This window comes from Tateyamaria algicola, from assembly GCF_047715485.1.
In the GTDB taxonomy this organism is placed as follows: domain Bacteria; phylum Pseudomonadota; class Alphaproteobacteria; order Rhodobacterales; family Rhodobacteraceae; genus Tateyamaria.
Genome location: NZ_CP180422.1, coordinates 2,407,173 through 2,431,618, shown reverse-complemented (window position 1 = coordinate 2,431,618; position 24,446 = coordinate 2,407,173). Strand labels below are relative to the sequence as shown.

Sequence of the window (24,446 nt, the reverse complement as noted above, 5' to 3'; positions counted from 1 at the left end):
TTCCATGCCATCAACGATCCCTGCAATCACCCCGATATTATCCAACCTCTGCCCTGATTGTGCCCTGATTGAGGTCGATACCTGATCCTCGACGCACATGATTGAAAGGGCCGGGCATGGACCGCCTCACTGAAATGGAAGCCTTTGCCACTGTTGTGGACCAGGGTGGATTTACAGACGCCGCCAAGAAGATGGGGATTTCGAAATCCGCCGTTTCCAAGCACGTCTCATCGCTTGAGGCCCGTCTGGGCGCCCGCCTGTTGAACCGCACAACGCGCCGGGTCAGCCCGACCGAGATTGGCCTGGCCTATTACGACCGCGCCCGCCGGGTTCTGAACGATGCAGGCGAAGCGGATTCGCTGGTCACCTCGATGCAATCGGCACCTTCGGGTCTGCTGCGCATTTCGGTTGCGACCGATTTTGGTGTGAACCACCTGTCGCCCCGCCTGTCCGAATTCCTTGAGGATTTCCCGGACATCACGGTCAACATGGTCCTGAACAACCGCTATGTTGAGCTGATTTCCGAAGGCTTTGACATGGCCGTGCGCATCGGAGAGCTGGAAGACAGCACGCTGCGGGCCCGCAAGCTGACCGAGACCACCAAACGCATGATCGCGAGCCCCGCCTATTTCGAGAAATACGGCCGCCCGGAAAAGATCGACGATCTGAACGAGCACAAGCTGCTGCACTATTCCAACCAGTCCTCGGGCAATGTCTGGAAGCTGACCGCCCCCTCGGGTGAAAAGCGTCAGGTGCGCACCGCCGGCTGGCTGAGCGTGAATGACGGGCAATCCCTGCTCAACGCCGCGATCTCGGGTCTTGGCATCGCCTACCTGCCCAGCTTTCTCTACTCAGAAGCGATGGAACAGGGCCTGATCGAAGATGCGATCCCCGAATTGCCGATGGAAACCCAAGGCATCTACGCCGTGTACCCGCCTGGCCGTTTCACGCAGCCCAAAGTGCGCGCGTTCATTGATTTCCTGGTCCACGCCTTTGCCGACAAGGGCCCGGCGGACTGGTAAGACTTCTCCCAACCAACCTCCCCTCGGTTGACCTGCCCCGGTGCGCACGCATCGGGGCATTTTTTTCGCCCTAGGCCGGTTGTTCCGCGCGCGCGGCGAACTGCCGTTTCAGGATCGCGCCAAAGGCCGTGGCGGCCTCGTGCGCTGCGCTGTGTCTGGGCATGAAGTACCCGAATTCGATCCGGAGATCGTGGGCCCAGGGCACCAGCGCGATATGCGAAGCCAGTTCGGGATCAAGCGACACGGGATCGGCAAAGGTGAACCCCATCCCGCGATGGACCAGCCGGTAGGCCGCTGCCCCTACCGACACCTCGTGCGTGATTGTCAGGGGTTTGCCCAGCCGCTCCATCTCGCGGTCGATCAGGCGGCGGATGACGGTGGTTTCATCCAGCGCGATGTAGGGAAAGGGCTGAACATCCTCGGGGCCAAGCACGGTATGGCGGGCAAGCGGATGGTCACGGGCCACGGCGATACACAGCCGGGTGGCGCCCAGGCGGACGGGATCGAGGGTTTCGACCGGTAGGGGCAGTGCGGACACACAGAGATCAAAGCGGTGGTTCATGATGCGCCGCGCGAGGTCGCGCCGCAGGTGGATTTCCAGTTTGACCGGCTGATCGGGCATGGCGCGGGCCAGTTCGGCAATCGCAGGCAGAACGAGGCCGTTGGCGATGCGGGTTTGCGACACGATCCGCAACGGCTCGCGCAGATCGCTGCGCATCTGGTCGAAGAACGTCGGCAATTCGTCGATCTGCGCCAATATGCGCAGCGCCTCGGGATAGAACCGTTCGGCATAGGCGGTGGGGATCAGCCGTTTCTGGTCGCGGCGGAACAGGGTGACGTTGAATTCCTGTTCCAGCAAGCTGAGTTGGCGACTGGCCGCAGACTGGCTGAGATGCATGCGATCCGCCGCGCGGGCCAATGTTCCTTCCTCCATCACGTAGGCGAATACTTTGAGCGCGCGCAGGTTCATGTGTTCGAATTTCTCGATTTATAGATGCGATAATTGCGTTTTTTCTACGATCAAACCGGCGCTAAGGTCCAGTCAACAAGGGAGCAGCGCGCAAGGATGACGCGCTGGGGTCTGTGGGAGGACAGCATGGAAAGACGTGAGTTTATCAAGGTCGGTATGTCGGCAGGTGCCGTATTGGCGGCGGGCCCTGTGTGGGCGGAATGGGCGCCCCGGCGGCCCATCAATGCCATTTTGCCCTATTCGGCGGGTGGGGGCACGGACGCGCTGGCGCGTGCCGCAGCCGCCTCGGCCGAAGGCATTCTGCCGGTGCCATTGGTCATCGTGAACAAGCCCGGATCCTCCGGCATCACGGGCGCGACCGAGGCCGCAGCCGCCCGTCCGGACGGCAACACGGTCATGGTCACTTCGGCGGGGTCGTTCCTGTTGACCTCGATGCTGCGCGAGACGGATGTGAACCCGTTCGACAGCTTTGATGTTATTGCCCAGATCGGCAACCTGACCCCTGCGGTGATCGTGCCCGCAAGCAGCCCGTTTCAGTCGGTGCAGGACCTGGTCGATGCGGCACGCGCCAATCCCGGCAGCCTGCGGTGGGCCCATAACGGGCGCGGCGGCTTTCACCAGGTGGCGGGGCAGAGTTTCCTCAACCGCAATGGGCTGGAGACGCAGGACGTTCCATTCAAGGGCGGTGGCCCGACCCGCGCGGCGGTGATCGGCGAACAGGTCGATTTTGCCTTTGTCGGCATCCAGCAGGCCGCAGGGTTCGAGAACGAGCTGCGTGTGCTGGCCCTTGTCGCGCCCGAGCGGGACCCGATCCGCGATGACGTGCCGACGCTGGCCGAGTTGGGGTTCGACTATGTCGCCGTGTCGTCCCCGATCGTGTTCTTTGCGCCCAAGGGCACTGACCCCGAGGTCGTGTCGGGCATGGAGGCGGCATTGAAGGCCATCACCGAGACGGCGCAATTTGCCGATCTGATGCGCGAACGTGGCAATGTGCCCGCCTTTCTGAGCGGCGCAGACACCGCCGCGCGCCTGAAACAGATGCAGGCCGACACCCAGCCCGTCATCGACGCGCTGAAGTCGCAAGGTTAGGGGCCGTGAGCACGGGGTCTTCTCCTGCCCCGCAGGCCGTTGGCGCGGCGCTGATCCTGTTGGGGATTGGCGCCGCGGTGACGAGTATGGGGATATCGCTGGACCAGTACGGACGCTGGGGCGCCCGGATCTTTCCGCTGGCCGGGTCGCTGTCACTGATTGTTCTGGGACTGGTTGAGTTACGTGCAGGCAAGGCGTCGCTGGCCGTTGATCGCCGTCATGCGGGCGGGATTGCCGCCCTTGTCCTGCTGTCCCTGCTCTATGTTTGGTCGATATCGGCCTTTGGCTATCTCCTTAGCACCGCCCTTGCCGCCCCCATGGCCCTGTGGATTTTTGGCGTGCGCAATCCCGTCGGTTTGTGTGCTGCTGCCGTGCTGTGCCCTGCCCTCTATCACCTTGTGTTCTTTGTGCTGCTGGGCGTCTTTCCCCCGTTGGGTCGGTGGTTCGACCTGTTGGATGTGTTGGGGGGCTACTAACGCATGGACATCTTTGCGGGCCTTGGCACTGTCCTGACCGACCCGGTGCTGTTGGGCTGGGTTTTCCTGGCTGCGGTTGTGGGGATGATCGTGGGGGCGATACCGGGCCTGACGGCCTCGGCGGCCATTGCGATGCTGTTGCCCCTGACCTTTTACATGGAGCCGCTGCCCGCCCTTGCCTTTCTCTATGTGATTGGCAAATCGGGGCGCTATGGCGGGTCCATCGCAGCGATCCTGTTCAACACGCCGGGCACGGCCGCCTCGGCCGCCACACAGCTGGACGGTTATCCGCTGGCACGGCAAGGCAAGGCGGGCAAGGCGATGAAGGTCGCCACCATTTCATCGGTCATCGGGGATTTTACCGGTGAAATCCTGTTGATCATCGGCGTTGCCTGGATCGCGGCCATTGCCCTCAAGCTGGGCCCGCCCGAGCTGTTCGCCGTCTATTTTACCGCCTTCATCGTCATCGGGTCCGTCATTGGCAAGTCCATCACGCGGGGCCTCGCCTCGGCCGCGCTGGGGGTGCTGGTCAGCATGATCGGGCTGGACCCGATCAGTTCGACCGAGCGGTTCACCTTTGGCAGTTTCGATCTGACCAATGGCATCGGCCTTGTGCCCCTGATGATCGGGATTTTCGTGCTGGGCGAGGTGTTTACCCAGATCGAGGCGCGCGGGACCAAAGCCGAGATGGTGCCCAAGCACGACAGTGCGGCCCGCAACGCGCTGAACTGGGCGGAGTACCGGCCCTGCCTGCCCCATGTCGTGCGCTCATCCTTTATCGGGGCCTTTATCGGCATGTTGCCGGGGTTGGGGTCGGCCATTGCCGCCTTTGTGGCCTATGGCGAGGGCAAGCGGCGCGCGCGCAATGCAGAGGCCTGGGGCAAGGGCGCACTGGAGGGGGTGGCCGCCCCGGAGGCCGCCAATAACGCGGTGAGTGGTCCGTCGATGGCGCCGCTGCTGACGCTGGGCATTCCGGGATCGACCATCGGCGCGATTCTGATCGGTGTGTTCCTGATCCACGGGATCCAGATCGGCCCGACCCTGTTCCTGACCAGCCGCGATCTGGTCTATGCGCTGTTTGCCTGCGGGCTGATCGGCATCGTGATGTATGGCGTGATCGGGTATTACGGCGCGTCCTTTGTCGGGCGGTTCATCACGCGCATTCCGACGCAGGTTCTCTACCCGATCATCTTTCTGACCTCATTCGTGGCGGCCTATACCGCGCGGGGGAACCTGTTTGATGTCTATGTCATGGTCGCTGCGGGTTTTGCGGGCTGGGCCATGCGCAAGCTGGAGTTCAACCCCGCCGCTTTTGTCATCTCGTTCGTGCTGGCCGGTGGGGCCGAAGAGACGTTTCGCCAATCGCTGCTGCTGAGTGACACGAGCGTGCTGATTTTCGTCACGCGGCCCATCGCGCTGGTGTTCCTGCTGATCGGCCTTGCCGCCCTGGCTCTGCGGGTGCGCAGCGTAAGCCGTCAGGCACGCAGCCCGGCCTTGGGAGAGGCGTGATGGCGGCCCCGCTGGACGGTATCCGTGTCATCGACTGGACCCATGTGCTGGCCGGTCCGGCCTGCGCCTATTACCTCGGGCTTTTGGGGGCTGAGGTGATCAAGGTCGAACGCCCCATGCGCGGCGATGCGATGCGCCATCGCGGTGGGTCAGACGCGGCGCGCGCCGCCCAGGGCATGAGCACCGCCTACATGACCCAGAGTGCGGGTAAGGCCTGCCTCGCCCTCGATCTGGACAGTGCGACGGGGCGCGGCGTGTTCGCGCGCCTGTTGCAATCCGCCGATGTACTGGTCGAGAACCATCGCCCCGCGACGCTGGCGCGGCTGGACCTGAGCGAGGCGCAGACCCGCGCGATCAACCCGCGTTTGATCCATTGCGCGATGACCGGTTATGGCCGTGGCAACGACATGGCCGAGGTCCCCGCCTATGACGTGAACATTCAGGCCATCAGCGGCTTGATGGCCCTGACCGGGACGCAAGAGACCGGCCCCACACGCACAGGCGCGCCGATCATCGACTATGCCACTGGGCTGGCCGGGGCGCTGGGGGTGATGTCAGCGCTGATGGCGCGGGGCCAGTCGGGTGATGGCGCGTTTGTGGATGTGTCGATGCTGGAAACCGCCTTTGCGCTGATGAGTTCGACCATCACCGACTACCGTTTGACCGGCACGGAACCCAAGCCGCGCGGCAATGGCGCCAACAGCCGCGCGCCGTCCTCGGGCACCTTTGCCTGTCAGGAGGGGCAGATCAGCCTTGGCGTGAATGAAGAGGCGCAGTTTCGCGCGCTGGCCGCTGCCGTGGGACGCACCGAGTGGTTGAGCGACGAACGCTTTGCCACGCCGCGCGCGCGGCATGTGCATCGTGACGCGCTTGGCACGGCGCTGGCCACGGTCTTGCGCAGCCGCACCGCGACAGAGTGGGAGGGCGTGTTGCAGGCCGCCGGTGTGCCCTGCGCACGTCTTCGGACCTTGCCACAAGCGCTGGACCTGCCAGCCGCGCAGCAACGGAACTATGCCACGCGCGGCCCGGCGGGGTTTTCGGGCCTGCCCTTTATGCTGGACGGAGGGGGCGAGATGCCCGGCGATGCGCCCAAGGCGCTGGGGGCGGATACGCGCGCCATATTGGGCGATCTGGGCTATGACGAGACGGAGGTTGAGCAGTTGTTCGAGGCGGGTGTCGTTGGTGCCCCTGCCTCTGACTAGCGCGCCTGCCCTGTCAGCCACCTTCTGAAATCAGGATCACCTCGACCCGGCGGTTGGCCTCGCGCCCCTCGGCGCTCAGGTTGTTTGCGATGGGCGCGAGATATCCCATGCCTTCGGCCTCGATGCGCGCACCGGGCACGCCATGCGCCTCGATCAGCGCGGTCCTGACAGCGCGGGCGCGGGCGCGTGACACGGTGATGTTGGTGTCGAGCCCGCCGACGGTATCCGTGTGCCCCACCACTGCGATCCGCAGGCCGGGGCGGTCTTGCATGAGCGCGGCGAGCGCTTCCAATTCGGGCGTACTGGTGCTGCGCAGAGCGGTTTTGCCAACCGCGAATTCGAGACTGCGCAGCACGGCCGATCCGTTTTGCAGCAGGGTCGCGGTAAAGTCACTCGTTGGTGCGTCGTCGCCCCCGGCTGTGCCTCCGTCAGCCGGAACAGGATCGGTTTGCCCGGAGCGCACTGCGCCTCCGGACGAGGTGCCGACCTGAATGATCTGCAAATAGGCCGCGCCGGTGGCTGTGCTGGCCAGCAGCGTGACCGCATCATCCGTCGTCCGGTGCCGCGCGCTGATAAAGTGGTAGGCGCGGATGTTGACGTACATGTTGGGCGCGGGCAGCACGTCGATGCCAAAGCGGAAATCAAAGCCGCCACAGCTGTCTTCGTCACAATCCAGCAGGACGGTGTAGCCCGCCGCCTCGAGCTGTGCGCGCAGGGGGGCGAGGATTTGCAGCGGTGTCAGCCCCGGCGAGGGGATGCGGTAGGCGCGCCGTGTCACCGGCCCTTCAGCGGCTTCGGTTTGCAAGACCCCGTCGGCAAAAGGGGCGACGGGGATCGACACCTGATCCAGCACGCTGTCGCGTGCGGCGGTCTGGCGGGCATTGTTGGGCAGAGCAAAGGGCAGCGCCTGTGCCGCCGTCCCGGCGCAGAGCAGCAAGGCCGCGATGCTGTGCCCGGTGCGATACATGCCTAGCGGGCCTGCCCGTGATAATCCGGGTTGGGTTGCATGGCTGTCGCACTGGCCACGCGGTTGGACATGTTGAAGAACGCAGCCACGTTGATGAGGTCCCAGATGTCGCGATCGCTTAGGCCCACATCGCGCAGCGCCTGCCTGTCATCTTCTTCGATTTGGGCCGAGGCGAGGGTCACTTTTTCGGCAAAGCCGAGCATCGCGCGTTGGCGGGGCGTCACGTCTGCCACGCGCCAGTTCATCACCAGCTGTTCGCCCAGCACCGGATCACCGGAAAGCGCGCGCACCGCGGCCCCGTGTGCCGTCAGGCAGTAATAGCAGCGGTTTGTCGCGCTCACGACCACGGCCACCATCTCGCGTTCCAGCTTGGTCAGGGCGCTGTCGCCCAGCATCAGGTCGTTATAAAGCGCGGTGAACGTGTTCAGCTTGTCGATGTCGAAGGCGTGCGCCTTGAGGACGTTGGGGATCATGCCCAGCTTGTCCTGGCAGATGTCGAAGTATTTCTGCGTCGCTTCAGGCAGCGGATCGACCATGGGCAGGTTCAGGGCTGTGGGGCTGTCTGTCATGGGGTCTCCGGCGCTGTGCGATAATGATAGCCGCAGACGCGGGTGAATCCCAACTGTTGATACAGCGCATTTGCTGGACCATTTGACGCCGTGGTCAGCACGGCCAGCGAGTCGGCCCCGTTTTCGGCCGCCCAAAAGGCCGCGCGCCGCATGATCCATTGCGCAACGCCCTGCCTGCGCTGGTGTGTCAGCACCTCGACCGCGTGGACCATGGCGATCCCGTCCGCGATGGCGACAAAGGCGGTGCCCGCAGGCTTTTCATTCCAGCGCGCCAGTATCGCGGTCTTGGTCTGTGCCCGTGCCATCACGTTCAGGCGGGCCGGGCCGATGCCGCCCTTGGCCCAGATCTCGGCCATGATGGCCAGCGGTTCCCAAATGGCAAAGGCGGTGACGCGGGGGATGGGCGTGTCGGTCAGGGCAGAGGTGGGGATGGCATAGCCGTTCGTCGGGTCGACCACGGTGTAGCCCCGTGCGTCGAGTGCTGCGTCAAGCGCAGCATCGACGTCGCGGATCATGAACAGCGGTGTTTGGCCGAGGGCGCGCATGGCCTCTTCGGCCTGCGCGATGTCCTTGTCCGTCGTCGCGCCGTTGGCTGTGGCCGCCGACACCCGCTTGCCCCCGCCCTGCCCGTCGCGGATGGTCCATGCCCCGCTGCGCGTCAGGCGGGCGGCGGGCCATGTGCCGTCAATTGCGGCGTAGAGGGCCGCGGGGGGTATCATGCGGGAAACTGCTGCTCCAACGCGGCGATGGCGGTGTCGACCTCGCCCGCGTCTATGCCCCGGATCACGACATTGGCGCCGTATTTGCCGTCTTTCTGGAAGGGATAGCAGCCGATGCTGAGGTCGGGATGGCTTTGTGCCAGATCGCCCAGCGGGGCGGCGATGTCGCCCTCGCCCCGGTCGATCCGCAATGTGCGCGACACCAGCGGGGCACCACCCGTCAGCGTCGGCAGGACCGAGGCGACCATCGCCTGAAACACCGAAGGCACACCGGCCATCACATGCACGTTGCCGATGGTAAAGCCGGGCGCGGAGGACACCGGGTTGTCGATCAGCGTGGCCCCGTCCGGGATGCGCGCCATGCGCAGGCGCGCCGCGTTCAGCTCGAGCCCGGATTTGGCGTAATGCGCCTCGAGGATGGCGCGCGCGTCGGCGCGCACGTCGATATGCGCATCAAAAGCCGCCGCGATGCAGTCGGCGGTGATGTCGTCATGCGTCGGACCGATACCGCCCGAGGTAAAGACGCTGTCATAGGCCCCAGACAGCGCCTGCACCGCGTCGATGATGGCGCCCCGGTCGTCGCTGACGATCCGCACTTCGCGCAGGTCGATCCCGGCCCCGGTCAACTGCCCGGCCAGGTGGTGCATGTTTGCGTCGCGGGTGCGGCCCGACAGAATCTCGTCTCCGATCACCAGCATGGCGGCGGTGGGGTTGGGCATGTGCGGGCCTCCTTGAGCAGCGCTGAGTGACGGTATAGGCCTGCACCCATGCGCTTTCAAACCGAACTTGTCCCCGCCACCCTGATCCGCCGCTACAAACGCTTTCTGGCGGACTGTACGCTGGGGGATGGGCGCGAGGTGGTGGCGCATTGTGCCAATCCCGGCTCGATGATGGGCCTGGCCGATCCCGGTGCGCGGATTTGGCTGGAACCCAATGATGACCCCAGGAAAAAGCTGAAATACGGCTGGCGGCTGGTTGACCATGGGGCGGGGCATTTCACGGGCGTGGACACGTCGGTGCCCAACCGCGCCTTGCGCGCGGCCTTCGAGGCGGGCGACGTGCCGGAGTTCGAAGGCTATGACATTGTGCGCCCCGAGCAGAAATACGGTGAAAACAGCCGCATTGATTTCCTGTTGCAGGGCGCGGGTCTGCGGGATGCCTATGTCGAGGTGAAATCGGTGACCCTGTGCCGCCAATCCGGGCTGGCCGAGTTTCCCGACAGCGTGACCGCGCGCGGGGCCAAGCATCTGGGAGAGTTGGCCGCGATGGCGCAGGCCAGGCACAGGGCGGTGATGCTGTACCTGGTGCAGCGCACCGATTGTGACCGCTTTACCCTCGCCGCGGACATCGACCCCACCTATGCCGCTGCCTATGCGCAGGCGTGTGGCGCGGGGGTGGAAACCCTGTGCCTGGGCACCCATATAACGCCGCACGGGGTCGATGTGGCGGGCCCCATTCACGTCAGCATCTGACACCCACTGGCCCTTTTCGCCGCAGTGCAGTATATATGGGGCACGTTTATCCGCCGATGGAGCCGATTTTGGATCGCGAAAACCGTGGCCGTCTGACCAAGGACGGCATCCGCATTTATGAAGACGCTGATTTTGCCGGCATGCACGCGGCAGGACGGCTTGCGGCCGAAATACTGGACGCCATGGCGCCGCTGGTCTTTCCCGGCCAGACCACTGGTGAGATTGACCGCATCATCACGCAGATGGTGGAAGAGGCCGGGGCCACGTCGGCCACCATCGGCTACAAGGGCTACAAGCACGCCAGCTGCATCAGCGTGAACCACGTGGTGTGCCATGGCATTCCCGGGGACAAGGTCCTCAAGGATGGGGACATCCTGAATATCGATGTGACCGTGATCGTGGATGGCTGGTTTGGCGACACAAGCCGCATGTATGTGGCGGGCAAGCTGCCGCGCAAGGCCGAGCGGCTGATCGAGGTGACCCATGACGCGCTGATGCGCGGGATCGAGGCGGTCAAGCCGGGCAATACCTTTGGGGATATCGGCCACGCCATTCAGGGCTTTGTCGAGGCGCATCGCATGTCTGTCGTGCGCGATTTCTGTGGCCACGGGCTGGGCCGCGTGTTTCATGCGCCGCCCAACGTGCTGCATTATGGCCGCCCCGGCACGGGGGCGGTTCTGGAACCGGGCATGTTCTTTACCATCGAGCCGATGGTGAACCTCGGGCGGCCCGAGACCAAGACGCTGGCCGATGACTGGACGGCGGTGACACGCGACAAGTCGCTGTCGGCGCAGTTCGAACACTCGGTCGGTGTGACCGAGGACGGGGTCCAGATTTTCACCCTGTCGCCCGCGGGCCTGTTCCACCCCACCTCCGGCTGACGCGGGGCGGAGGACACCTCCGCCTTACATATCCTCGTAAGGCGGCGCTTGCTCCGCCCTGCTGATACGTTTTTCGCAGCGCGCAAGACTGAACCGGCGTAAGGCGGAGATATCTCCGCCTTACCTCAACTGCCGCGCGTCCGGTGTGGCCCGGCGACCGCGCAGACCGCAAGGATTGCGCCCGACACCGTCGCGATCATCCCCGCCGCACTGACCGATGCCGCCGCCCCGACCCACAAGGGCCCATAGCCTGCCAGCACATAGCCAAGGATCGCCGCCAACGTGGCAAACCCGGCGGACCACGCGACCTGATGCAACAGGCGGTTCGTCATCATCCGCGCCGCTGCGGGCGGGCAGATGAACATCGCAATCACGATGATCGAGCCCACCGCATCAAAGGCCGCCACCGCCGCGATGGCCGACACCACCACCAGCGCGAGGCCCAGCGGGCCGGTCCACAGACCAAGACCGCGGGCAAAGCCCTCATCGAAGGTCGACAGCGCGAGGGGTCGCCAGAACAGAAACAGGAACAGCGCCACAACCACCAGGGCCAGCGCCATGCGCGGCAGTTCCACCGGCAGGCCCGCGAGGGCCACCGGATCAACCAGCGACTCCCATCCGGTCGCATCCAGCCAGATCAGGCTTTCCAGATTGCCGAACAGCGCATGTTCCACATCAAGGTGGACATTGGACGTGTCCGACCGTTCCAGCAGCAGCACACCGCCCGCGAACATCGCGGTGAACACGACGCCCATGGCCGCGCCCGCCTCGATCCGGCCCAGCCGTCGGATGACCTCGATCGCCACCACCGCCAGCAGGGCCGCCCCTGCAGCCCCAAGCAGCATGGGCCCTGTGGCGACCATCCCGGTCAGCAGAAAGGCGACGACGATCCCGGGCAGCACCACGTGGCTGATCGCGTCACCGATCAGCGCCTGCCCGCGCAGCAACAGAAAGTTGCCGGGCAGTGCGCAAGCCACGGCCACGCAGATCCCGATCAGGATCGGGGTCAGCGACAGGGCCACGAACTCCGCCCCCATCACGACACCGCCTGGGGCGCTGCGATGCGCGCATCGACCTCGGCCAGTTGATCGCGTGTCAGCACCGTTTCAATCGGTGTGAGCCCGTCATAGCGCGTGGCGGCCATGGCAAAGCTTTGATCGGCGCGGACGATCGACCAGCGTGTTTCGTCCAGCAGCGCCTTGGACGCCGCCGCCTGCCCTTCGGCCGTGGGCACGCCGTCGGGCAGGATCAGCCCTGCACGGGCCAGCAGGCGGCGGGTGAGCGCCTCGAAAATCGGCTGACCTTGGGCGAGCGCCAGCAGGCCCTGGCGCATGTGGACCCGGCGCTGATAGCGCCTGTGCGTGAGGATCGAGGCCAGCACGCCCCGCCCCGGAGACAGCAGCAGCGACACCAGAAACAGCGCAAAACCGACCAGCACCACGATTGGCCCGGTGGGCAGCGCGGGCGCAATCGCCGAACTGGCCGCGCCGACATAGCCCGACACCCCGCCAACAAGCCCCGCGATCAGGACGACGTGATCGGTGCGGTCCGTCCAGAACCGCGCGGTCACCGCCGGCACGATCAAAAGGGCCACGATCAGGATCAGCCCCACCACCTTGAGCCCCACGACCGTGACCACCAGCACGATGCCCATCATGGCCAGGTCGATGCGCGGCATGGACCAGCCCGTCGCCTCGCCGAACCCGGGATCGAAGGCGGCCAGTTCGAGAGGGCGGCGCAGGATCAACACAAGCGCAAGCACAAGCGCGGCGGACACCGCCAGCAGGATCGCGTCGCCCCGCAACATGCCTGCGGTCGAGCCAAGCAGGAACCCTTCAAGCCCCGCCTGCCGCCCTGCATTCATCGTCTGGATCACGGTGAGGATGACAATTCCCAGCCCGAAGAACACTGACAGCACCGCGCCAATCGCCGCGTCCTCACCCAGCCGCGTGCGCGTCGTCAGCCATTGCACGCACAAAAGGCCAATGGCCGCCGATGCACCCGCGCCCAAGAGCAGCCCAAAGAGCGCGCGCCCGTCCCCGCCCAGCGCCACCATCAGGATAAAGGCGAGGCCGACACCCGGCAGGGTCGCGTGGCTGATCGCGTCGCTGACAAGCGCGCGTTTGCGCAGAAACAGGAAGGTGCCCGCCACCCCGGCGGCAATGCCCAGAAGGGCCGCGCCAAGGGTCACGAGGGTGGCGTTATAGCCCAGCTGCAACAGCAGCGCGTCGGCCAGCATGGCCTAGCCCGCCACGCTTTCGGGATCGGCGCGCGCGGTGGTCAACCGGCCCCCATAGGCGGCCTGCAGGTTGGTTTCGGTAAAGACCTCGGCCACAGGGCCCGCCGCGACCACTTGCGTGTTCAGCAGCACGACATCGTCGAAATACTCGGGCACCGTGGCCAGGTCGTGATGCACGGCCAGCACAGTGCGCCCGGCATCCCGCAGCTCTTTCAACACGGCGATGATCGCCTTTTCGGTGGCCGCATCGACCCCGGCAAAGGGTTCGTCGAGCACGTAGATATCCGCCTCTTGCGCCAGAGCACGGGCGAGGAAGACACGTTGCTGTTGCCCGCCGGAGAGTTGGCCGATCTGGCGCGTGGCGAAATCTGCCATGCCGACGCGTGTGAGGGCCGCCATCGCCTGGGTGCGGTGCTTGGCCCGCACCCGGCCCAGCAGGCCCAGTTGGCGGTACAGGCCCATCATCACCACGTCGATCACGCGGGTCGGGAAATCCCAATCCACGCTTGCGCGTTGCGGCACATAGGCGATGCGGTCGCGCATCCGCGCAAGGGGCTCGCCAAAGACGGTGACAGTGCCTGCCAGCGGCGTGATCACTTGCAGCGCAGCCTTGAGCAAGGTCGATTTGCCTGCCCCGTTGGGCCCGACAATCGCTGTCATTGCCCCGGCGCGCAGTGTCATATCGACAGAAAAGATCGCAGGCGTCTGGCCGTAGGATACGGTCAGGCCACGGATCGCCAGCGGGCTGGCAACGCGCGCCGCCTCGTTGGCTTTGGTTCGGTCACTGACGAGCGCAATATTCATGCCGATCCCTTCAACTTGCCCAAACGCCCGGTTGCAGGCACGTCGGCCCCCAGCGCGCGGGCGATGGTTGTCACGTTGTGATCAATCATGCCGAGCCATGTGCCCTCATAGGTGCCATCCGGCCCCATCGCGTCCGAAAACAGCGACCCGCCGATGCTGACCCTGTGACCGCGCGCGGCGGCCCCTTCGACCAGTGCGCGGATGTTGCGGTCAGAGACAGAGGTTTCGACAAAGACGGCGGGCAGGTCGCGCTCTACCAGTGTGTCGACCAGCGTGCCGATCCGGTTCAGGCCCGCCTCGCTTTCGGTCGAGATGCCCTGGATGCCCAGCACGTCGAAATCATAGGCCGCCCCGAAATAGCCAAAGGCATCATGGGCCGTCAGCAGGACGCGGCGTTCCGGGCGGACTTCGGCAAGCGTGTCGCGCGCGTAGATAGCGAGCGCATCGGCTTCGGCGATGAAGTCTGCGGCATTCGCCTCGAATACGGGGCGCGCATCGGGGCGCAATTCCGACAGGGCATCGACGACGGCGGGCACGATCTGCACCCACAGCGCCGGATCCATCCAGACATGGGGGTCATAGCGCCCCTCGTAATCCTCGTGCGACAGCAACAGGGCCGGATCAAGCGTTTCGGCCACCGCATGCACAGGCCGCTTGCGGGCGAGGTCGGCGAAAAACGCCTCCATCTGCGCCTCGAGGTAGAGGCCGTGCCAGAGGGTTGCGTCGGCGCGGGTCATGGCGACGATGTCGCTGCGGGTCTGGCGATAGGCGTGCGGGTCTACACCGGCCCCCATCAGCCCTGTGACCGAGACAGCGTCGCCGCCCACGGCGCGCACCATGTCGGCGATCATGCCGGTGGTGGCCACGATGTTGAGTCTGGAGGCCGCAACGGTCGGTGTCGCTGCAAATGCAGCAAGCCCGGCCAGAACGGCGCGGCGGGACAGGGACATATGTGTTTCACGTGTCATCTTACGAATGAATATGAGAGTCATTCGCAGAAAGTCAATGAGAATGCGAATGACTCGCAATCACAGGGCCGTGTTTTCGCGCATTCAGTCGAAAGTGATAAAAAATGCAGCGCCCTGGTCGCTGTCCAGCAGTGAAATCCGCCCGCCGCGGGCCTGAACAAGGCTGCGCACAATCGACAGCCCCATACCTGTTCCGCCCGTTTCCCGCCGGGTGGTAAAGAACGGGTCAAAGATGCGATCCCGGTTGCCCGCACTGATGCCGGGCCCGTCATCCGCGATGTGCAGGCCCTGTTCGGTCGCAGTGATGACAAGCGCGTGTGCCCCGTGTTCAGTGGCGTTTCGCGCCAGTTGTGTGAGGATTGCGCGCAAGTCGGCAGTGGCAAGAGGCATGTCGCCGTCCTGCTGCAAGGTGATGCCCAAACCGCCCTCGACCCCGTCCAGTGCCGCTGACACCCGGCACGTGCCCTTGCCTGCGCTTGTCGCGGCCCGCGCATGGTGGCCCAGATCGTCGAGCAGCGTCTGCATCCGCGTCGCAGCGTCTTTGATCGTTGTGCTGAGGGCCGCGGCATCGGCGCCGCTGGCCCCGTTCTGCAGCAGCTCGGCCGCGCCGCGAATGGCGGTGAGCGGCGAGGTCAGTTCGTGCGTGACGTGATCGGCATAGGCCTTCATCCCCTCGGCCCGGCTGTTGAGGCTGTCGCCCATGGCTGTGACGCTGGCCCCCAACTGGCGAAATTCGGGCGTGCCGAAATGGGTTGGCAGCGTGGCGGGATCACCGGCCTTCATCGCGCGGGCATATCCCGTGAGGGCATAGACGGGCCGCAACACGAGGCGCATCAGCAGATAGCCGAGCAGCCCTGTGGCAACCACGGCGATGCCTACGACCAGCCACGCGACCTCGCCCCAGCCCAGCACGTTGCCCCAGACCCGCAGGTTCACGAGGCCCAGCACCAGCGTCAGCACGCCCACCAGCGCACCGCCCAGCACCAGTGCCAGGGGCGGCCGCCACTTGTGCCCTACCCTGCGCATGGACCCATCCGGATGCCGATGCCGTGCACGGTTTCGATGGCATCCGCACAACCCGCATCGGCCAGTTTGGCGCGCAGGTTGCGCAGGTGGCTGTCGACCGTGCGGTCGCTTACCCCGCCATGCGCCCCATAAAGCGCGTCCGTCAGCGCGGGGCGGGCCGAGATACGGTCGGGCTGCGCCATGAGTTGCGCCAGGATCTCCATCTCGCGCGCAGTGAGGGTGACAGGCGTGCCGCTGACCTCGCACAGATGGCGTGCCGGATCGACGCGCAGGATGCCGCGCGTGAGGGTCGGCGCGGCCTGCCCCTTGGTGCGTTTCAGGATCGCCGCGACCCGCGCGGCCAGTTCACGGGGCGAAAACGGCTTGGTCACATAGTCGTCGCCCCCCATCTCGAAACCCAGCACGCGGTCAATCTCGTCCTGCCGGGCGGTCAGGAACAGCACCGGGGTCTGTTGGGTGGTGCGCAGGGCACGGCAGACGGCGAGGCCGTCCATTTCAGGCAAGCCGATGTCGAGCACGATCAGGTCGAACCGCCCGGTTTGCGCCTTGGCCAGCCCTTCGGCCCCATCGCCCGCCTCGCTCACCGTGTATCCGGCCTGTTGCAGGCCGATGCGCAGGACAGAGCGGATGTGGGGATCGTCATCTACGATCAGCAGGTGGGCCTTGGTCATGGGATCATCGTCTCGGTCGTCATGGCCGCAAGGCTACGGCGCACCCGCCAGTTGCGAAAGCCCCATTCCCGCCAGTCTGCGGGCTGAAACAGGTGCGGATGCACGTAGTGGAGGATTTTGCACGTGCGGGCGGGGTCGGCTTTCCAGTGCAGTGTCATTGCGGGCAGCGCGCCCTCGCTCAGTTGGCACAGGGCGTAGGTGTCGCGCTCTACCTTCCGCGTCAGGTTGTGGCTGGCAATGGCTCCGTCAAAGTTGATGAAGGCGCAGACATAAAGCGTGAGCGCGCCCATCGCGGTGCTGCGCAGGATCATCCATGCCGTGGGCCGGTCGCGCCAGACCTGCCAGGTGACGAGGGCAAGACCCGCGGCCACCAGCCCCATCCAGATATAGGCCGCCAGCCGCAGCCGGGTCAGCCCGTGGATGTCCACGTACGTCTCCAGCCGCCACACCGACGCCACCACCAGCGCCATGGTCTGTGCCAGCCAGATCAGCATGAGCCAGCGCAAGACTGGCCGCCCGGCAAGGTAGGGCCGCGCCAGCACCGCAAAGAGGCCCGCAAGAAGGGCGGTGATCAGCAGCGGATAGGCGCCCCGATGGGCATAGGCCGCTGCGGTGATCCCCTCGGGCAGCCCGGCATTGCCGTAAAGAAACAGCACATCCATGCCGGTCTGCACCGCAAAGAGCGCATTGAACGCGATCAGGGAGCGCGCCACGGACGTGGCGTTGATCACGCCCTCGCGCCGCACGGTCATCCGTTCGGGTTTGCGCGCGCGCAGACGCTCGTGCATGCGTCGTGCGACCAGCGCGGGCCAGATCAGCGCGCCCATGAACGCCCAGAACCACAGCCGCCACATGTCCGGTGCGGGCAGGTGCCAGTCGGCAAGCTGGGACAGTGCGCGGTCGAGGATGGGATTGGCCCCGATGATCAGGGTGGCGAACACCGCCGTAGCACCGATTGGCAGCGCCCAGCCCATCACCAGCGTACGCATATCGGATCGGGGCAAGCGGATGTCGTTGACCTGCCGCAGTCCGGCGGCGCCGTCCGTCACTGTTTGCACCGGCGCGACCCACCACAGGCGCAAGGCGCCCCGCCACAAGTCACGCGGGGGCAGCCCCGCCAGTGCCGCACCACAAAGCGACAGACCGCAGAGGGCAATGAGGACAGACAGCGGCTGGACCAGCTCGACCAGCGGCAGCAGGCTCAGCACCGTTCCGGCGGCAATGCCGAGGCGCGTGCGCGGGCCAAGCTGCGGCCAAGCCATCGTCAACCCTGCCGCAACGATGGCCCCGCCGAGGAGGGCAAGGTTGATGCCGGGGGCGGCATCCCACACCAGCACATCCGCCAGTGCAATCAGGGCCAGCAGGACGGCAGCCCTGACGCTGTCGCGGCGCTGCCGGACCCGGTTGTTCCTGGGTGGTGCGGGGGGATCGTCAAGCCACCAACCGTCCTGCCGCATCGCAAGCGGTACGCCGCGCAAAATCGTTGTCTTCATCTGCCTGTCCCTTGTTGTGCACATCGTGTTGAGGGCAGGTATCGCAGGGCCTTGTGCAGGCTTGGGCGCGTTGTTTGTGCAGGGTTTGTGCAGGGCGCCGCCCCAGCGGCACCGCTTGCCAAATCGCGCGGCCCGTGCCAAGCCGAGGGCCTGCACCCGTCCGAAAGGATCCCCCATGCACGCGACCACCACCGACACGAACACCACCACGACAGCGCAGCTGCCGCAGGTGACCGAACCGCGCAATCCTGGCATGCCGCTCGATATGGACTGGGTGCGGCGCGTGCAGGCCAACACCTCTGCGATCGAGCGGCGCTGTGCGACCCTGCCCGGGCGCAGGTCGATCAAGAAGGATCACCAGGCCGCGTGGCTGTTGAAGGCGATCAGCCTGATCGACCTTACCACCCTGTCGGGCGATGACACCGAGCGCCGCGTGCAGCGCCTGTGCGCCAAGGCGCGCCAGCCGGTGCGGGCCGAGATGCTGGAAGCGTTGGGGATGGACGGCCTGACCACGGGCGCCGTCTGTGTCTACCACGAGATGATACCGGCGGCTGTTGCGGCCCTCAAGGGCACGGGCATCCCGGTGGCCGCCGTCTCGACAGGCTTTCCCGCCGGGCTGTCGCCGTTTCATCTGCGCATCCAGGAAATCCGCGAAAGCGTGGCTGCCGGGGCCGAGGAGATCGACATCGTGATCTCGCGCCGCCACGTGCTGGAAGGCAATTGGCAGGCGCTTTATGACGAGATGGCAGAGATGCGCGAGGCCTGCGGCGACGCCCATGTGAAGGCGATCCTTGCGACCGGAGAGCTGGGCACGCTGCGCAACATCGCACGCGCCTCGCTCGTGTGCATGATGGCCGGTGCCGATTTCATCAAGACCTCGACCGGCAAGGAAAGCGTGAACGCCACCCTGCCTGTCAGCCTCGTGATGATCCGCGCGATCCGGGACTATTTCGAGGCGACGGGACACCGTGTCGGTTACAAACCGGCGGGTGGGATATCCAAGGCCAAGGATGCGTTGGTCTACCTGTCGCTGATCAAGGAAGAGCTGGGGGACCGGTGGCTGATGCCCGACCTGTTCCGCTTTGGCGCGTCGTCCCTGTTGGGCGACATCGAACGCCAGCTCGAACACCACCTGACTGGATCCTATTCCGCCGGGTACCGCCACGCCATCGGGTGAGGCGGAATTTTAAGTAAAATTCCGGCCCGTTTTCTGAAATTAGAAAACGCCGCCAGGACGCTGACCGAGGACGAAAGCCATGACCGTCAAAGAAATCTTCGAAACCATGGACTATGGCACCGCGCCCGAGGCGGCCGGGGACGCATTGGCCTGGATCGTCGATCAGGGAGCCAGGTTCGGGCACTTCATCAATGGCGCCTTCACCGCCCCGACCGAAGGGTTCGACAGCCGCAACCCCGCCACGGGCGAGACGCTGGCGAACCTTAGCCAGGCCACGCAAGCTGACGTGGACGCCGCCGTCAAAGCCGCCCGCGCGGCCCAGCCCAAATGGGCCAAATCCGGCGGTCATGCCCGCGCCCGCGTTCTCTATGCCATTGCCCGCCTCTTGCAGAAACACAGCCGCCTCTTTGCCGTCCTTGAAACCCTCGACAACGGCAAGCCCATCCGCGAAAGCCGTGACATCGACGCCCCCCTTGCCCAGCGTCACTTCTACTATCACGCGGGCATGGCGCAGTTGATGGAGGCCGAACTGCCCGACCGCGAGGCCCTCGGCGTGTGCGGCCAGATCATCCCGTGGAACTTTCCGCTGCTGATGCTGGCCTGGAAAATCGCCCCTGCGCTGGCCATGGGCAACACGGTGGTGTTGAAACCTGCCGAATACACATCGCTCACCGCCCTTCTGTTCGCCGATATCTGCCGTCAGGCAGGTGTGCCCAAGGGCGTGGTCAACATCGTCACGGGCGATGGGGCCGTGGGCGAAATGATTGTGAACGCAGATGTGGACAAGATCGCCTTCACCGGCTCCACCTCGGTCGGGCGGCGCATTCGCGAGGCGACCGCTGGCACGGGCAAGGCGCTGACCCTCGAGTTGGGCGGCAAGTCCCCCTACATCGTCTTTGACGATGCCGATCTGGATTCGGCGGTCGAGGGACTAGTCGATGCCATCTGGTTCAACCAGGGGCAGGTCTGCTGCGCAGGATCGCGCCTGTTGGTCCATGAACCGGTGGCGGACGCATTCTATACCAAGCTGCGCGCGCGCATGGATCGCTTGCGCATTGGCGACCCGCTCGACAAATCCATCGACGTGGGCGCGGTGGTTGACCCCGTGCAATTGGACAAAATCACGCGCATGGTCGCCGACAACAGCGCGGGCACCACCTATCAGCCCCAAACGACCCTGCCCGCCACGGGCAGCTACTATCCCCCCACCCTCATCACCGGGCTCAACACTGCCGATGCGCTGATGCAGGAGGAAATCTTTGGACCGGTCCTTGTCTCCACCACGTTCCGCACCCCGTCCGAGGCGGTGGAGCTGGCCAACAACACCCGCTATGGGCTGGCCGCGACGCTGTGGACAGAGAACGTGAACCTCGCCCTCGACATCGCGCCGAAACTGGCCGCCGGCGTCGTCTGGGTGAACGCCACCAACCTCTTTGACGCCGCCGCGGGCTTTGGTGGAGTGCGCGAAAGCGGGTTCGGGCGCGAAGGGGGTTGGGAAGGGTTGCAGGCCTACACCAAACCCAAGGGCGCCACCAAACCGCTCAAGCCCATCGCGGCCTTTACAGGAGACGAGGGGCCAAGCGATCCGCTGGACCGGACGGCAAAGCTCTATATCGGGGGCAAACAGGCGCGCCCCGATGGGGGCTATTCCCGGAACGTCTATGGCAAGAACGGCGCGCTGCTGGGCCAGGCGAGCCTGGCCAACCGCAAGGACGTGCGCAACGCGGTCGAAGCGGCAGCCGCTGCCAAGGGCTGGGCCAAGACAACGGGCCACTTGCGGGCGCAAATCCTGTACTATATCGCCGAAAACCTGTCGGCCCGCGCCGACGAATTCGCCGCACGGCTCAACACGCTGCAAGGCGGGCGCAACGGTGAAAAAGAGGTCGAGGCATCAATCCAGCGTCTGTTCACCTATGCGGCCTGGGCCGACAAGTACGACGGCGCGGCCAAGGGTGTGCCCCTGCGCGGCATTGCGCTGGCCATGAACGAACCCACCGGGATCATTGCCGCCCTCTGCCCGGACGAGGCACCGCTGCTGGGCCTGATCTCGTGCATGGCGCCGACCATCGCGATGGGCAACCGGGTCGTGCTGGCCGCTTCACAACCGTTCCCGCTGGCCGCGACCGACTTTTACCAGATCCTCGAAACTTCGGACGTGCCCGCAGGTGTGGTGAACATCCTGACGGGCGATCACAGCGATCTTGCGCCCCACGTGGCCAAACATCTCAATGTAGATGCGGTCTGGTCCTTCTCGGGCACGGACCTGTCGGCGACGATTGAGCGCGCGGCGGCGGGCAACCTCAAACGCACGTGGGTCAACAACGGCGCAGCGCGCGACTGGATGGGGCCTGAAGGCGAAGGGCGCACGTTCCTGCACGCCGCGACCGAGGTGAAAACAGTCTGGGTGCCCTACGGCGAATAGCGCTTCTTCTGACTGGAAATACCACGGGGGGAGGCCGCATGGCCGGGGGCAGAGCCCCCTAAAACATCGCGTGTGCGTCAGCACTCAATTGGCGACGGTGCTTTCCAGTCCTTCGGGTTGGCCAACGACCACGAAATGCAAACCCTCGGGGTCCAGCAATTCGCCTGCGACCCGTTTCACGTCCTCCAGCGTCACCGCTTCGACCTTGTCGTTGCGGGTGGCGATGTAATCGATGGGCAGGCCCAGCATCTGCATGCCGACCATGATCCGCGCAATCGGGCCATTGCCGTCAAAGCGCAGGGGGTACGCCCCCGTCACATAGGTCTTGGCCGCGTCCAACTCGGCCTGCGTCACCCCTTCGGCGGCGGCGCGGGCCCACTCGTCGCGGATCACCGACACGGCCTCGCCAATCCGGTCATTGGCCGAGGCGACCTGCCCCTGCAACGTGGCCGCGTGATCCATCGGCACAAGGAAGGAATAGACGCCATAGGTCAGCCCGCGCTTTTCCCGCACTTCGGTCATCAGGCGACTTTCAAAGCCCCCGGCGCCCAGCACCTGGTTCAGCACGCGCGCGGCAAAGAAGTCCGGGTCGTCTTGTTCAATCCCGCGCTGGCCAAAGATGGCCACCGACTGGGGTGTGTCAAAGGGCACAACCGTCGTGCCGCCTTCGATCAAAATCTCCGCCGGGCCGGGCTGGGGCGCGCCGGTTTCGGGCAGTGCGCCCAACAATTCGTCCAGAAGCGGGCCAAGCTCTTCGGGCGTGATGTCACCCACTGCGCCGACATAAAGGCGATCCTTGGCAAAGACGGCCCTGTGCGCGGCGATCATGTCGTCGCGCGTCAGCGCGCTTACGCTGTCGATGGTGCCGCGATAGGTTGTGGCATAGGGATGATCGCCGTAGGCCATGGCATCGAACGCAGCACGCGCAATCTCGTCCGGGTCCTTGGCGTCAGACCGCAGGCCTGTCAGCACCTGTTCGCGCACCCGTTCCAGCGCCACATCGCCGAATGTCGGCTCGATGATCGACTGGCGCAGCAGTTCCACGGCCTCGGTGCGATTTTCACTCAGGAACCGGGCCGAGACGGACAGGGAATCGTCACCGATGTCATATTCGAACGAGGCCGCGAGGCTTTCCAGCTCGCGGGCAAAGGCGCGGGCATCCAGATCGCCTGCCCCCTCTTCCAACAGGCCCGTCATCAGGTTGATCGCGCCACGCTTGCCCGGTGCATCCAGCGATGCGCCACCGCGAAAGCGCAACTCAAGCGCCATGAACGGGATCGAGGGTTCCTGCACCAGCCAGGCTGTGATGCCCCCGGGGCTGACGACTTCGGTGATTTCGACCTCGGCCCGCGCGGGCAGGACGGTGACAAGAACGGCCATCATGGCCGCAAAGAGGCGTGTGATGTGGGCGCTCATTGTGTCACCTCCTCGGTCTCGGGTCGGGTCAGCCAGCCGGTCACGGATGCCTCGCGGTTCAGAACACCGCGCGCGGCGGCCATGATGTCATCCGCTGTGATCGACTGCAGAACATCCGGCCATGCCTGCACGTCTTCGACAGTCAGACCCACGGACATCGCGGCGCCGTAGCGCCGGGCGATCCGGTCCACGTCGTCGCGGGCGTAAATCTGGCTGGCGCGCAGCTGATACTTGATCCGCTCCAGCTGGTCGGGATCCACACCATCCTCAAGGAACTGCGCCAACACGCCGTCCATCGCGTCTTCGGCCTCTTGCAGGGACAGGCCCGGCACGGGCACGATCACCACGTCAAAGGTCGTGTCATCCAGCGACACACCGCGATAGAACGCACCCGAAAAGACGGCCTTCTGTTCCTCGAATTGCAGCTTTTCCGTCATGTAACTGGTCTGCCCGCCGCCCAGCACTTCGGCCAGAAGGGTCAGTGCGGCGGCGGCCTTCTGGTCGCCGGGGTCGCGTTCGGGGGCGAGGTAAGAGCGGCTCACATATTCCTGGGCCACGCGCGGATCGCGAAAGATCAGGCGGCGTTCCGCCGTCTGCGGTGGTTCCTGCGAGCGGACGCGTTCGGGCAGGTCGGGATTGGCGGGGATGACGCCATAATAGGTCTCGGCCAGCGCCTTGACTTCATCCGCGTCCACATCACCCGAGACGACGAGGATCGCATTGTTGGGATAGTAATAGGTGTCATAGAACCCCAGCGCGTCCTGCATATCGAGGGTTTCCATCTCGTGCCGCCAGCCGATGATCGGCACCCCGTAGCGGTGGTTGAGATACTGCGCCGCGCTCATCTGTTCTGCAAACAGGGCGCGGGGGTTGTTCTCGGTGCGCTGGTTGCGTTCTTCCAGGATCACATTGCGCTCGGTCGCGATGTTCTGTTCGGTCAGGCGGATATTGCGCATCCGGTCTGATTCCATCCGCATCATCAGTTCCAGCCGGTCGGCTGCGACGCGCTGGAAATAGGCGGTGTAGTCATAGCTGGTGAAGGCGTTGTCGCGGCCCCCATTGGCGGCCACGGTCGACGACAGCTCGCCCTCGGCCAGCGTGTCGGTCGCTTTGAACAACAGATGTTCGAGGAAATGCGCAACGCCGGAAGAGCCGACAGGCTCGTCCGCCGACCCGGCCTTGTACCAGACCATGTGCTGCACCACGGGCGCGCGGTTGTCCTCGACCACGACGACTTGCATGCCATTGTCCAACTCAAAGGTTGTCACCCCCTCGTCAGCGGCCTGCACGGTCAGCGGCATGGCCGCAGACAAAACGAGCCCGGCAAGGGCAGAGCGCAAAGAAGTCATGGCAC

Annotated in this window: 23 protein-coding genes; 9 read left to right on the top strand and 14 right to left on the bottom strand. The window is 65.2% G+C overall.

The annotated features are described in order from the left end of the window. The first annotated feature begins 116 nt into the window (after positions 1-116). Positions 117-1,022 (top strand): LysR family transcriptional regulator, encoded by a 906-nt coding sequence (locus ACMHLQ_RS14300; RefSeq protein ID WP_415401351.1) that lies wholly within the window; start codon positions 117-119, stop codon positions 1,020-1,022. Between the two features lie 70 nt (positions 1,023-1,092). Here the strand turns inward: ACMHLQ_RS14300 and ACMHLQ_RS14295 are convergent, their stop codons facing one another. Then, positions 1,093-1,992, bottom strand: a complete 900-nt coding sequence (locus tag ACMHLQ_RS14295; protein ID WP_415401349.1) for a LysR family transcriptional regulator — start codon at positions 1,990-1,992, stop codon at positions 1,093-1,095. 126 nt (positions 1,993-2,118) lie between these two features. Here ACMHLQ_RS14295 and ACMHLQ_RS14290 point away from each other — a divergent pair, with 126 nt between their 5' ends. From ACMHLQ_RS14290 to ACMHLQ_RS14275, 4 genes are read left to right on the top strand one after another with little or no spacing between them, the layout of a single operon-like run. Next, complete coding sequence (locus ACMHLQ_RS14290; RefSeq protein ID WP_415401348.1) at positions 2,119-3,081, top strand: tripartite tricarboxylate transporter substrate binding protein; 963 nt, start codon at positions 2,119-2,121, stop codon at positions 3,079-3,081. Between the two features lie 5 nt (positions 3,082-3,086). After that, the gene (locus ACMHLQ_RS14285; RefSeq protein WP_415401346.1) at positions 3,087-3,557 is read left to right on the top strand and encodes a tripartite tricarboxylate transporter TctB family protein; all 471 of its coding nucleotides are present in this window, start codon (positions 3,087-3,089) and stop codon (positions 3,555-3,557) included. Between the two features lie 3 nt (positions 3,558-3,560). Then, positions 3,561-5,066 carry a tripartite tricarboxylate transporter permease gene (locus ACMHLQ_RS14280; RefSeq protein ID WP_415401344.1) on the top strand — a complete coding sequence of 502 codons (1,506 nt, stop codon included), beginning with the start codon at positions 3,561-3,563 and terminating at the stop codon, positions 5,064-5,066. Then, entirely contained in the window at positions 5,066-6,268 is a 1,203-nt protein-coding gene (locus ACMHLQ_RS14275; protein ID WP_415401342.1) for a CaiB/BaiF CoA transferase family protein, read from the top strand. The genes ACMHLQ_RS14280 and ACMHLQ_RS14275 overlap by 1 nt, the downstream gene beginning before the upstream one ends. Before the next feature lie 13 nt (positions 6,269-6,281). On the opposite strand, the gene ACMHLQ_RS14270 is transcribed toward ACMHLQ_RS14275, so the two are convergent. From ACMHLQ_RS14270 to ACMHLQ_RS14255, 4 genes are read right to left on the bottom strand one after another with little or no spacing between them, the layout of a single operon-like run. Then, positions 6,282-7,235 (bottom strand): OmpA family protein, encoded by a 954-nt coding sequence (locus ACMHLQ_RS14270; protein WP_415401340.1) that lies wholly within the window; start codon positions 7,233-7,235, stop codon positions 6,282-6,284. Positions 7,236-7,237: 2 nt separating this feature from the next. Beyond that, a complete protein-coding gene (locus tag ACMHLQ_RS14265) occupies positions 7,238-7,804 on the bottom strand; it encodes a peroxidase-related enzyme (RefSeq protein ID WP_415401338.1) in 567 nt (188 codons plus the stop codon). After that, on the bottom strand, positions 7,801-8,523 hold the full coding sequence (locus ACMHLQ_RS14260) for a GNAT family N-acetyltransferase (RefSeq protein WP_415401336.1): 723 nt from the start codon (positions 8,521-8,523) through the stop codon (positions 7,801-7,803). Before ACMHLQ_RS14260 ends, ACMHLQ_RS14265 begins: the two co-directional genes overlap by 4 nt. Beyond that, positions 8,520-9,242, bottom strand: coding sequence for a competence/damage-inducible protein A (locus ACMHLQ_RS14255; protein ID WP_415401334.1), 723 nt, complete (start codon positions 9,240-9,242; stop codon positions 8,520-8,522). Before ACMHLQ_RS14255 ends, ACMHLQ_RS14260 begins: the two co-directional genes overlap by 4 nt. Before the next feature lie 48 nt (positions 9,243-9,290). Here ACMHLQ_RS14255 and sfsA point away from each other — a divergent pair, with 48 nt between their 5' ends. Together sfsA and map are read left to right on the top strand one after the other, a co-directional pair. Then, on the top strand, positions 9,291-9,995 hold the full coding sequence (gene sfsA, locus ACMHLQ_RS14250) for a DNA/RNA nuclease SfsA (RefSeq protein WP_415401332.1): 705 nt from the start codon (positions 9,291-9,293) through the stop codon (positions 9,993-9,995). Between the two features lie 68 nt (positions 9,996-10,063). Further along, positions 10,064-10,876 carry a type I methionyl aminopeptidase gene (map, locus tag ACMHLQ_RS14245; RefSeq protein WP_415401331.1) on the top strand — a complete coding sequence of 271 codons (813 nt, stop codon included), beginning with the start codon at positions 10,064-10,066 and terminating at the stop codon, positions 10,874-10,876. Positions 10,877-11,001: 125 nt separating this feature from the next. On the opposite strand, the gene ACMHLQ_RS14240 is transcribed toward map, so the two are convergent. The 7 genes from ACMHLQ_RS14240 to ACMHLQ_RS14210 all read right to left on the bottom strand — a co-directional run bounded on the left by ACMHLQ_RS14240 (position 11,002) and on the right by ACMHLQ_RS14210 (position 18,077). Next, a complete protein-coding gene (locus ACMHLQ_RS14240; protein ID WP_415401330.1) occupies positions 11,002-11,916 on the bottom strand; it encodes a metal ABC transporter permease in 915 nt (304 codons plus the stop codon). After that, positions 11,913-13,115, bottom strand: a complete 1,203-nt coding sequence (locus ACMHLQ_RS14235) for a metal ABC transporter permease (RefSeq protein WP_415401329.1) — start codon at positions 13,113-13,115, stop codon at positions 11,913-11,915. Before ACMHLQ_RS14235 ends, ACMHLQ_RS14240 begins: the two co-directional genes overlap by 4 nt. Positions 13,116-13,118: 3 nt before the next feature. After that, on the bottom strand, positions 13,119-13,919 hold the full coding sequence (locus ACMHLQ_RS14230; protein WP_415401327.1) for a metal ABC transporter ATP-binding protein: 801 nt from the start codon (positions 13,917-13,919) through the stop codon (positions 13,119-13,121). Continuing rightward, entirely contained in the window at positions 13,916-14,887 is a 972-nt protein-coding gene (locus ACMHLQ_RS14225; protein ID WP_415401326.1) for a metal ABC transporter solute-binding protein, Zn/Mn family, read from the bottom strand. Before ACMHLQ_RS14225 ends, ACMHLQ_RS14230 begins: the two co-directional genes overlap by 4 nt. Positions 14,888-14,971: 84 nt before the next feature. Then, a complete protein-coding gene (locus tag ACMHLQ_RS14220) occupies positions 14,972-15,913 on the bottom strand; it encodes a sensor histidine kinase (RefSeq protein ID WP_415401324.1) in 942 nt (313 codons plus the stop codon). Further along, positions 15,901-16,584 (bottom strand): response regulator transcription factor, encoded by a 684-nt coding sequence (locus tag ACMHLQ_RS14215; protein WP_415401322.1) that lies wholly within the window; start codon positions 16,582-16,584, stop codon positions 15,901-15,903. The genes ACMHLQ_RS14220 and ACMHLQ_RS14215 overlap by 13 nt, the downstream gene beginning before the upstream one ends. Next, positions 16,581-18,077 (bottom strand): DUF4153 domain-containing protein, encoded by a 1,497-nt coding sequence (locus ACMHLQ_RS14210; protein WP_415401320.1) that lies wholly within the window; start codon positions 18,075-18,077, stop codon positions 16,581-16,583. Before ACMHLQ_RS14210 ends, ACMHLQ_RS14215 begins: the two co-directional genes overlap by 4 nt. A 175-nt stretch (positions 18,078-18,252) precedes the next feature. Between ACMHLQ_RS14210 and deoC the strand changes: the two genes are divergently transcribed. Both deoC and ACMHLQ_RS14200 read left to right on the top strand, forming a co-directional pair. Next, on the top strand, positions 18,253-19,254 hold the full coding sequence (deoC, locus tag ACMHLQ_RS14205; RefSeq protein WP_415401318.1) for a deoxyribose-phosphate aldolase: 1,002 nt from the start codon (positions 18,253-18,255) through the stop codon (positions 19,252-19,254). Between the two features lie 79 nt (positions 19,255-19,333). Continuing rightward, positions 19,334-21,676: an aldehyde dehydrogenase family protein gene (locus ACMHLQ_RS14200; protein ID WP_415401317.1), complete on the top strand. Its 2,343-nt coding sequence runs from the start codon at positions 19,334-19,336 to the stop codon at positions 21,674-21,676. Positions 21,677-21,760: 84 nt separating this feature from the next. Here the strand turns inward: ACMHLQ_RS14200 and ACMHLQ_RS14195 are convergent, their stop codons facing one another. Both ACMHLQ_RS14195 and ACMHLQ_RS14190 read right to left on the bottom strand, forming a co-directional pair. After that, positions 21,761-23,092: a M16 family metallopeptidase gene (locus ACMHLQ_RS14195; RefSeq protein ID WP_415401315.1), complete on the bottom strand. Its 1,332-nt coding sequence runs from the start codon at positions 23,090-23,092 to the stop codon at positions 21,761-21,763. After that, positions 23,089-24,441, bottom strand: coding sequence for a M16 family metallopeptidase (locus ACMHLQ_RS14190; protein ID WP_415401314.1), 1,353 nt, complete (start codon positions 24,439-24,441; stop codon positions 23,089-23,091). Before ACMHLQ_RS14190 ends, ACMHLQ_RS14195 begins: the two co-directional genes overlap by 4 nt. Positions 24,442-24,446 lie beyond the last annotated feature (5 nt).

What these genes read in the sequence shown, in the direction of transcription:
- ACMHLQ_RS14295 (WP_415401349.1), bottom strand. Translation starts at nt 1,992, where the DNA reads ATGAACCTGCGCGCGCTCAAAGTATTCGCCTACGTGATGGAGGAAGGA.
- ACMHLQ_RS14215 (WP_415401322.1), bottom strand. Translation starts at nt 16,584, where the DNA reads ATGACCAAGGCCCACCTGCTGATCGTAGATGACGATCCCCACATCCGC.
- ACMHLQ_RS14265 (WP_415401338.1), bottom strand. Translation starts at nt 7,804, where the DNA reads ATGACAGACAGCCCCACAGCCCTGAACCTGCCCATGGTCGATCCGCTG.
- ACMHLQ_RS14210 (WP_415401320.1), bottom strand. Translation starts at nt 18,077, where the DNA reads ATGAAGACAACGATTTTGCGCGGCGTACCGCTTGCGATGCGGCAGGAC.
- ACMHLQ_RS14220 (WP_415401324.1), bottom strand. Translation starts at nt 15,913, where the DNA reads ATGCGCAGGGTAGGGCACAAGTGGCGGCCGCCCCTGGCACTGGTGCTG.
- ACMHLQ_RS14290 (WP_415401348.1), top strand. Translation starts at nt 2,119, where the DNA reads ATGGAAAGACGTGAGTTTATCAAGGTCGGTATGTCGGCAGGTGCCGTA.
- ACMHLQ_RS14195 (WP_415401315.1), bottom strand. Translation starts at nt 23,092, where the DNA reads ATGAGCGCCCACATCACACGCCTCTTTGCGGCCATGATGGCCGTTCTT.
- ACMHLQ_RS14275 (WP_415401342.1), top strand. Translation starts at nt 5,066, where the DNA reads ATGGCGGCCCCGCTGGACGGTATCCGTGTCATCGACTGGACCCATGTG.
- ACMHLQ_RS14230 (WP_415401327.1), bottom strand. Translation starts at nt 13,919, where the DNA reads ATGAATATTGCGCTCGTCAGTGACCGAACCAAAGCCAACGAGGCGGCG.
- ACMHLQ_RS14190 (WP_415401314.1), bottom strand. Translation starts at nt 24,441, where the DNA reads ATGACTTCTTTGCGCTCTGCCCTTGCCGGGCTCGTTTTGTCTGCGGCC.
- ACMHLQ_RS14270 (WP_415401340.1), bottom strand. Translation starts at nt 7,235, where the DNA reads ATGTATCGCACCGGGCACAGCATCGCGGCCTTGCTGCTCTGCGCCGGG.
- ACMHLQ_RS14300 (WP_415401351.1), top strand. Translation starts at nt 117, where the DNA reads ATGGACCGCCTCACTGAAATGGAAGCCTTTGCCACTGTTGTGGACCAG.
- ACMHLQ_RS14200 (WP_415401317.1), top strand. Translation starts at nt 19,334, where the DNA reads ATGACCGTCAAAGAAATCTTCGAAACCATGGACTATGGCACCGCGCCC.
- deoC (WP_415401318.1), top strand. Translation starts at nt 18,253, where the DNA reads ATGCACGCGACCACCACCGACACGAACACCACCACGACAGCGCAGCTG.
- ACMHLQ_RS14225 (WP_415401326.1), bottom strand. Translation starts at nt 14,887, where the DNA reads ATGACACGTGAAACACATATGTCCCTGTCCCGCCGCGCCGTTCTGGCC.
- ACMHLQ_RS14235 (WP_415401329.1), bottom strand. Translation starts at nt 13,115, where the DNA reads ATGCTGGCCGACGCGCTGCTGTTGCAGCTGGGCTATAACGCCACCCTC.
- ACMHLQ_RS14260 (WP_415401336.1), bottom strand. Translation starts at nt 8,523, where the DNA reads ATGATACCCCCCGCGGCCCTCTACGCCGCAATTGACGGCACATGGCCC.
- sfsA (WP_415401332.1), top strand. Translation starts at nt 9,291, where the DNA reads ATGCGCTTTCAAACCGAACTTGTCCCCGCCACCCTGATCCGCCGCTAC.
- ACMHLQ_RS14255 (WP_415401334.1), bottom strand. Translation starts at nt 9,242, where the DNA reads ATGCCCAACCCCACCGCCGCCATGCTGGTGATCGGAGACGAGATTCTG.
- ACMHLQ_RS14280 (WP_415401344.1), top strand. Translation starts at nt 3,561, where the DNA reads ATGGACATCTTTGCGGGCCTTGGCACTGTCCTGACCGACCCGGTGCTG.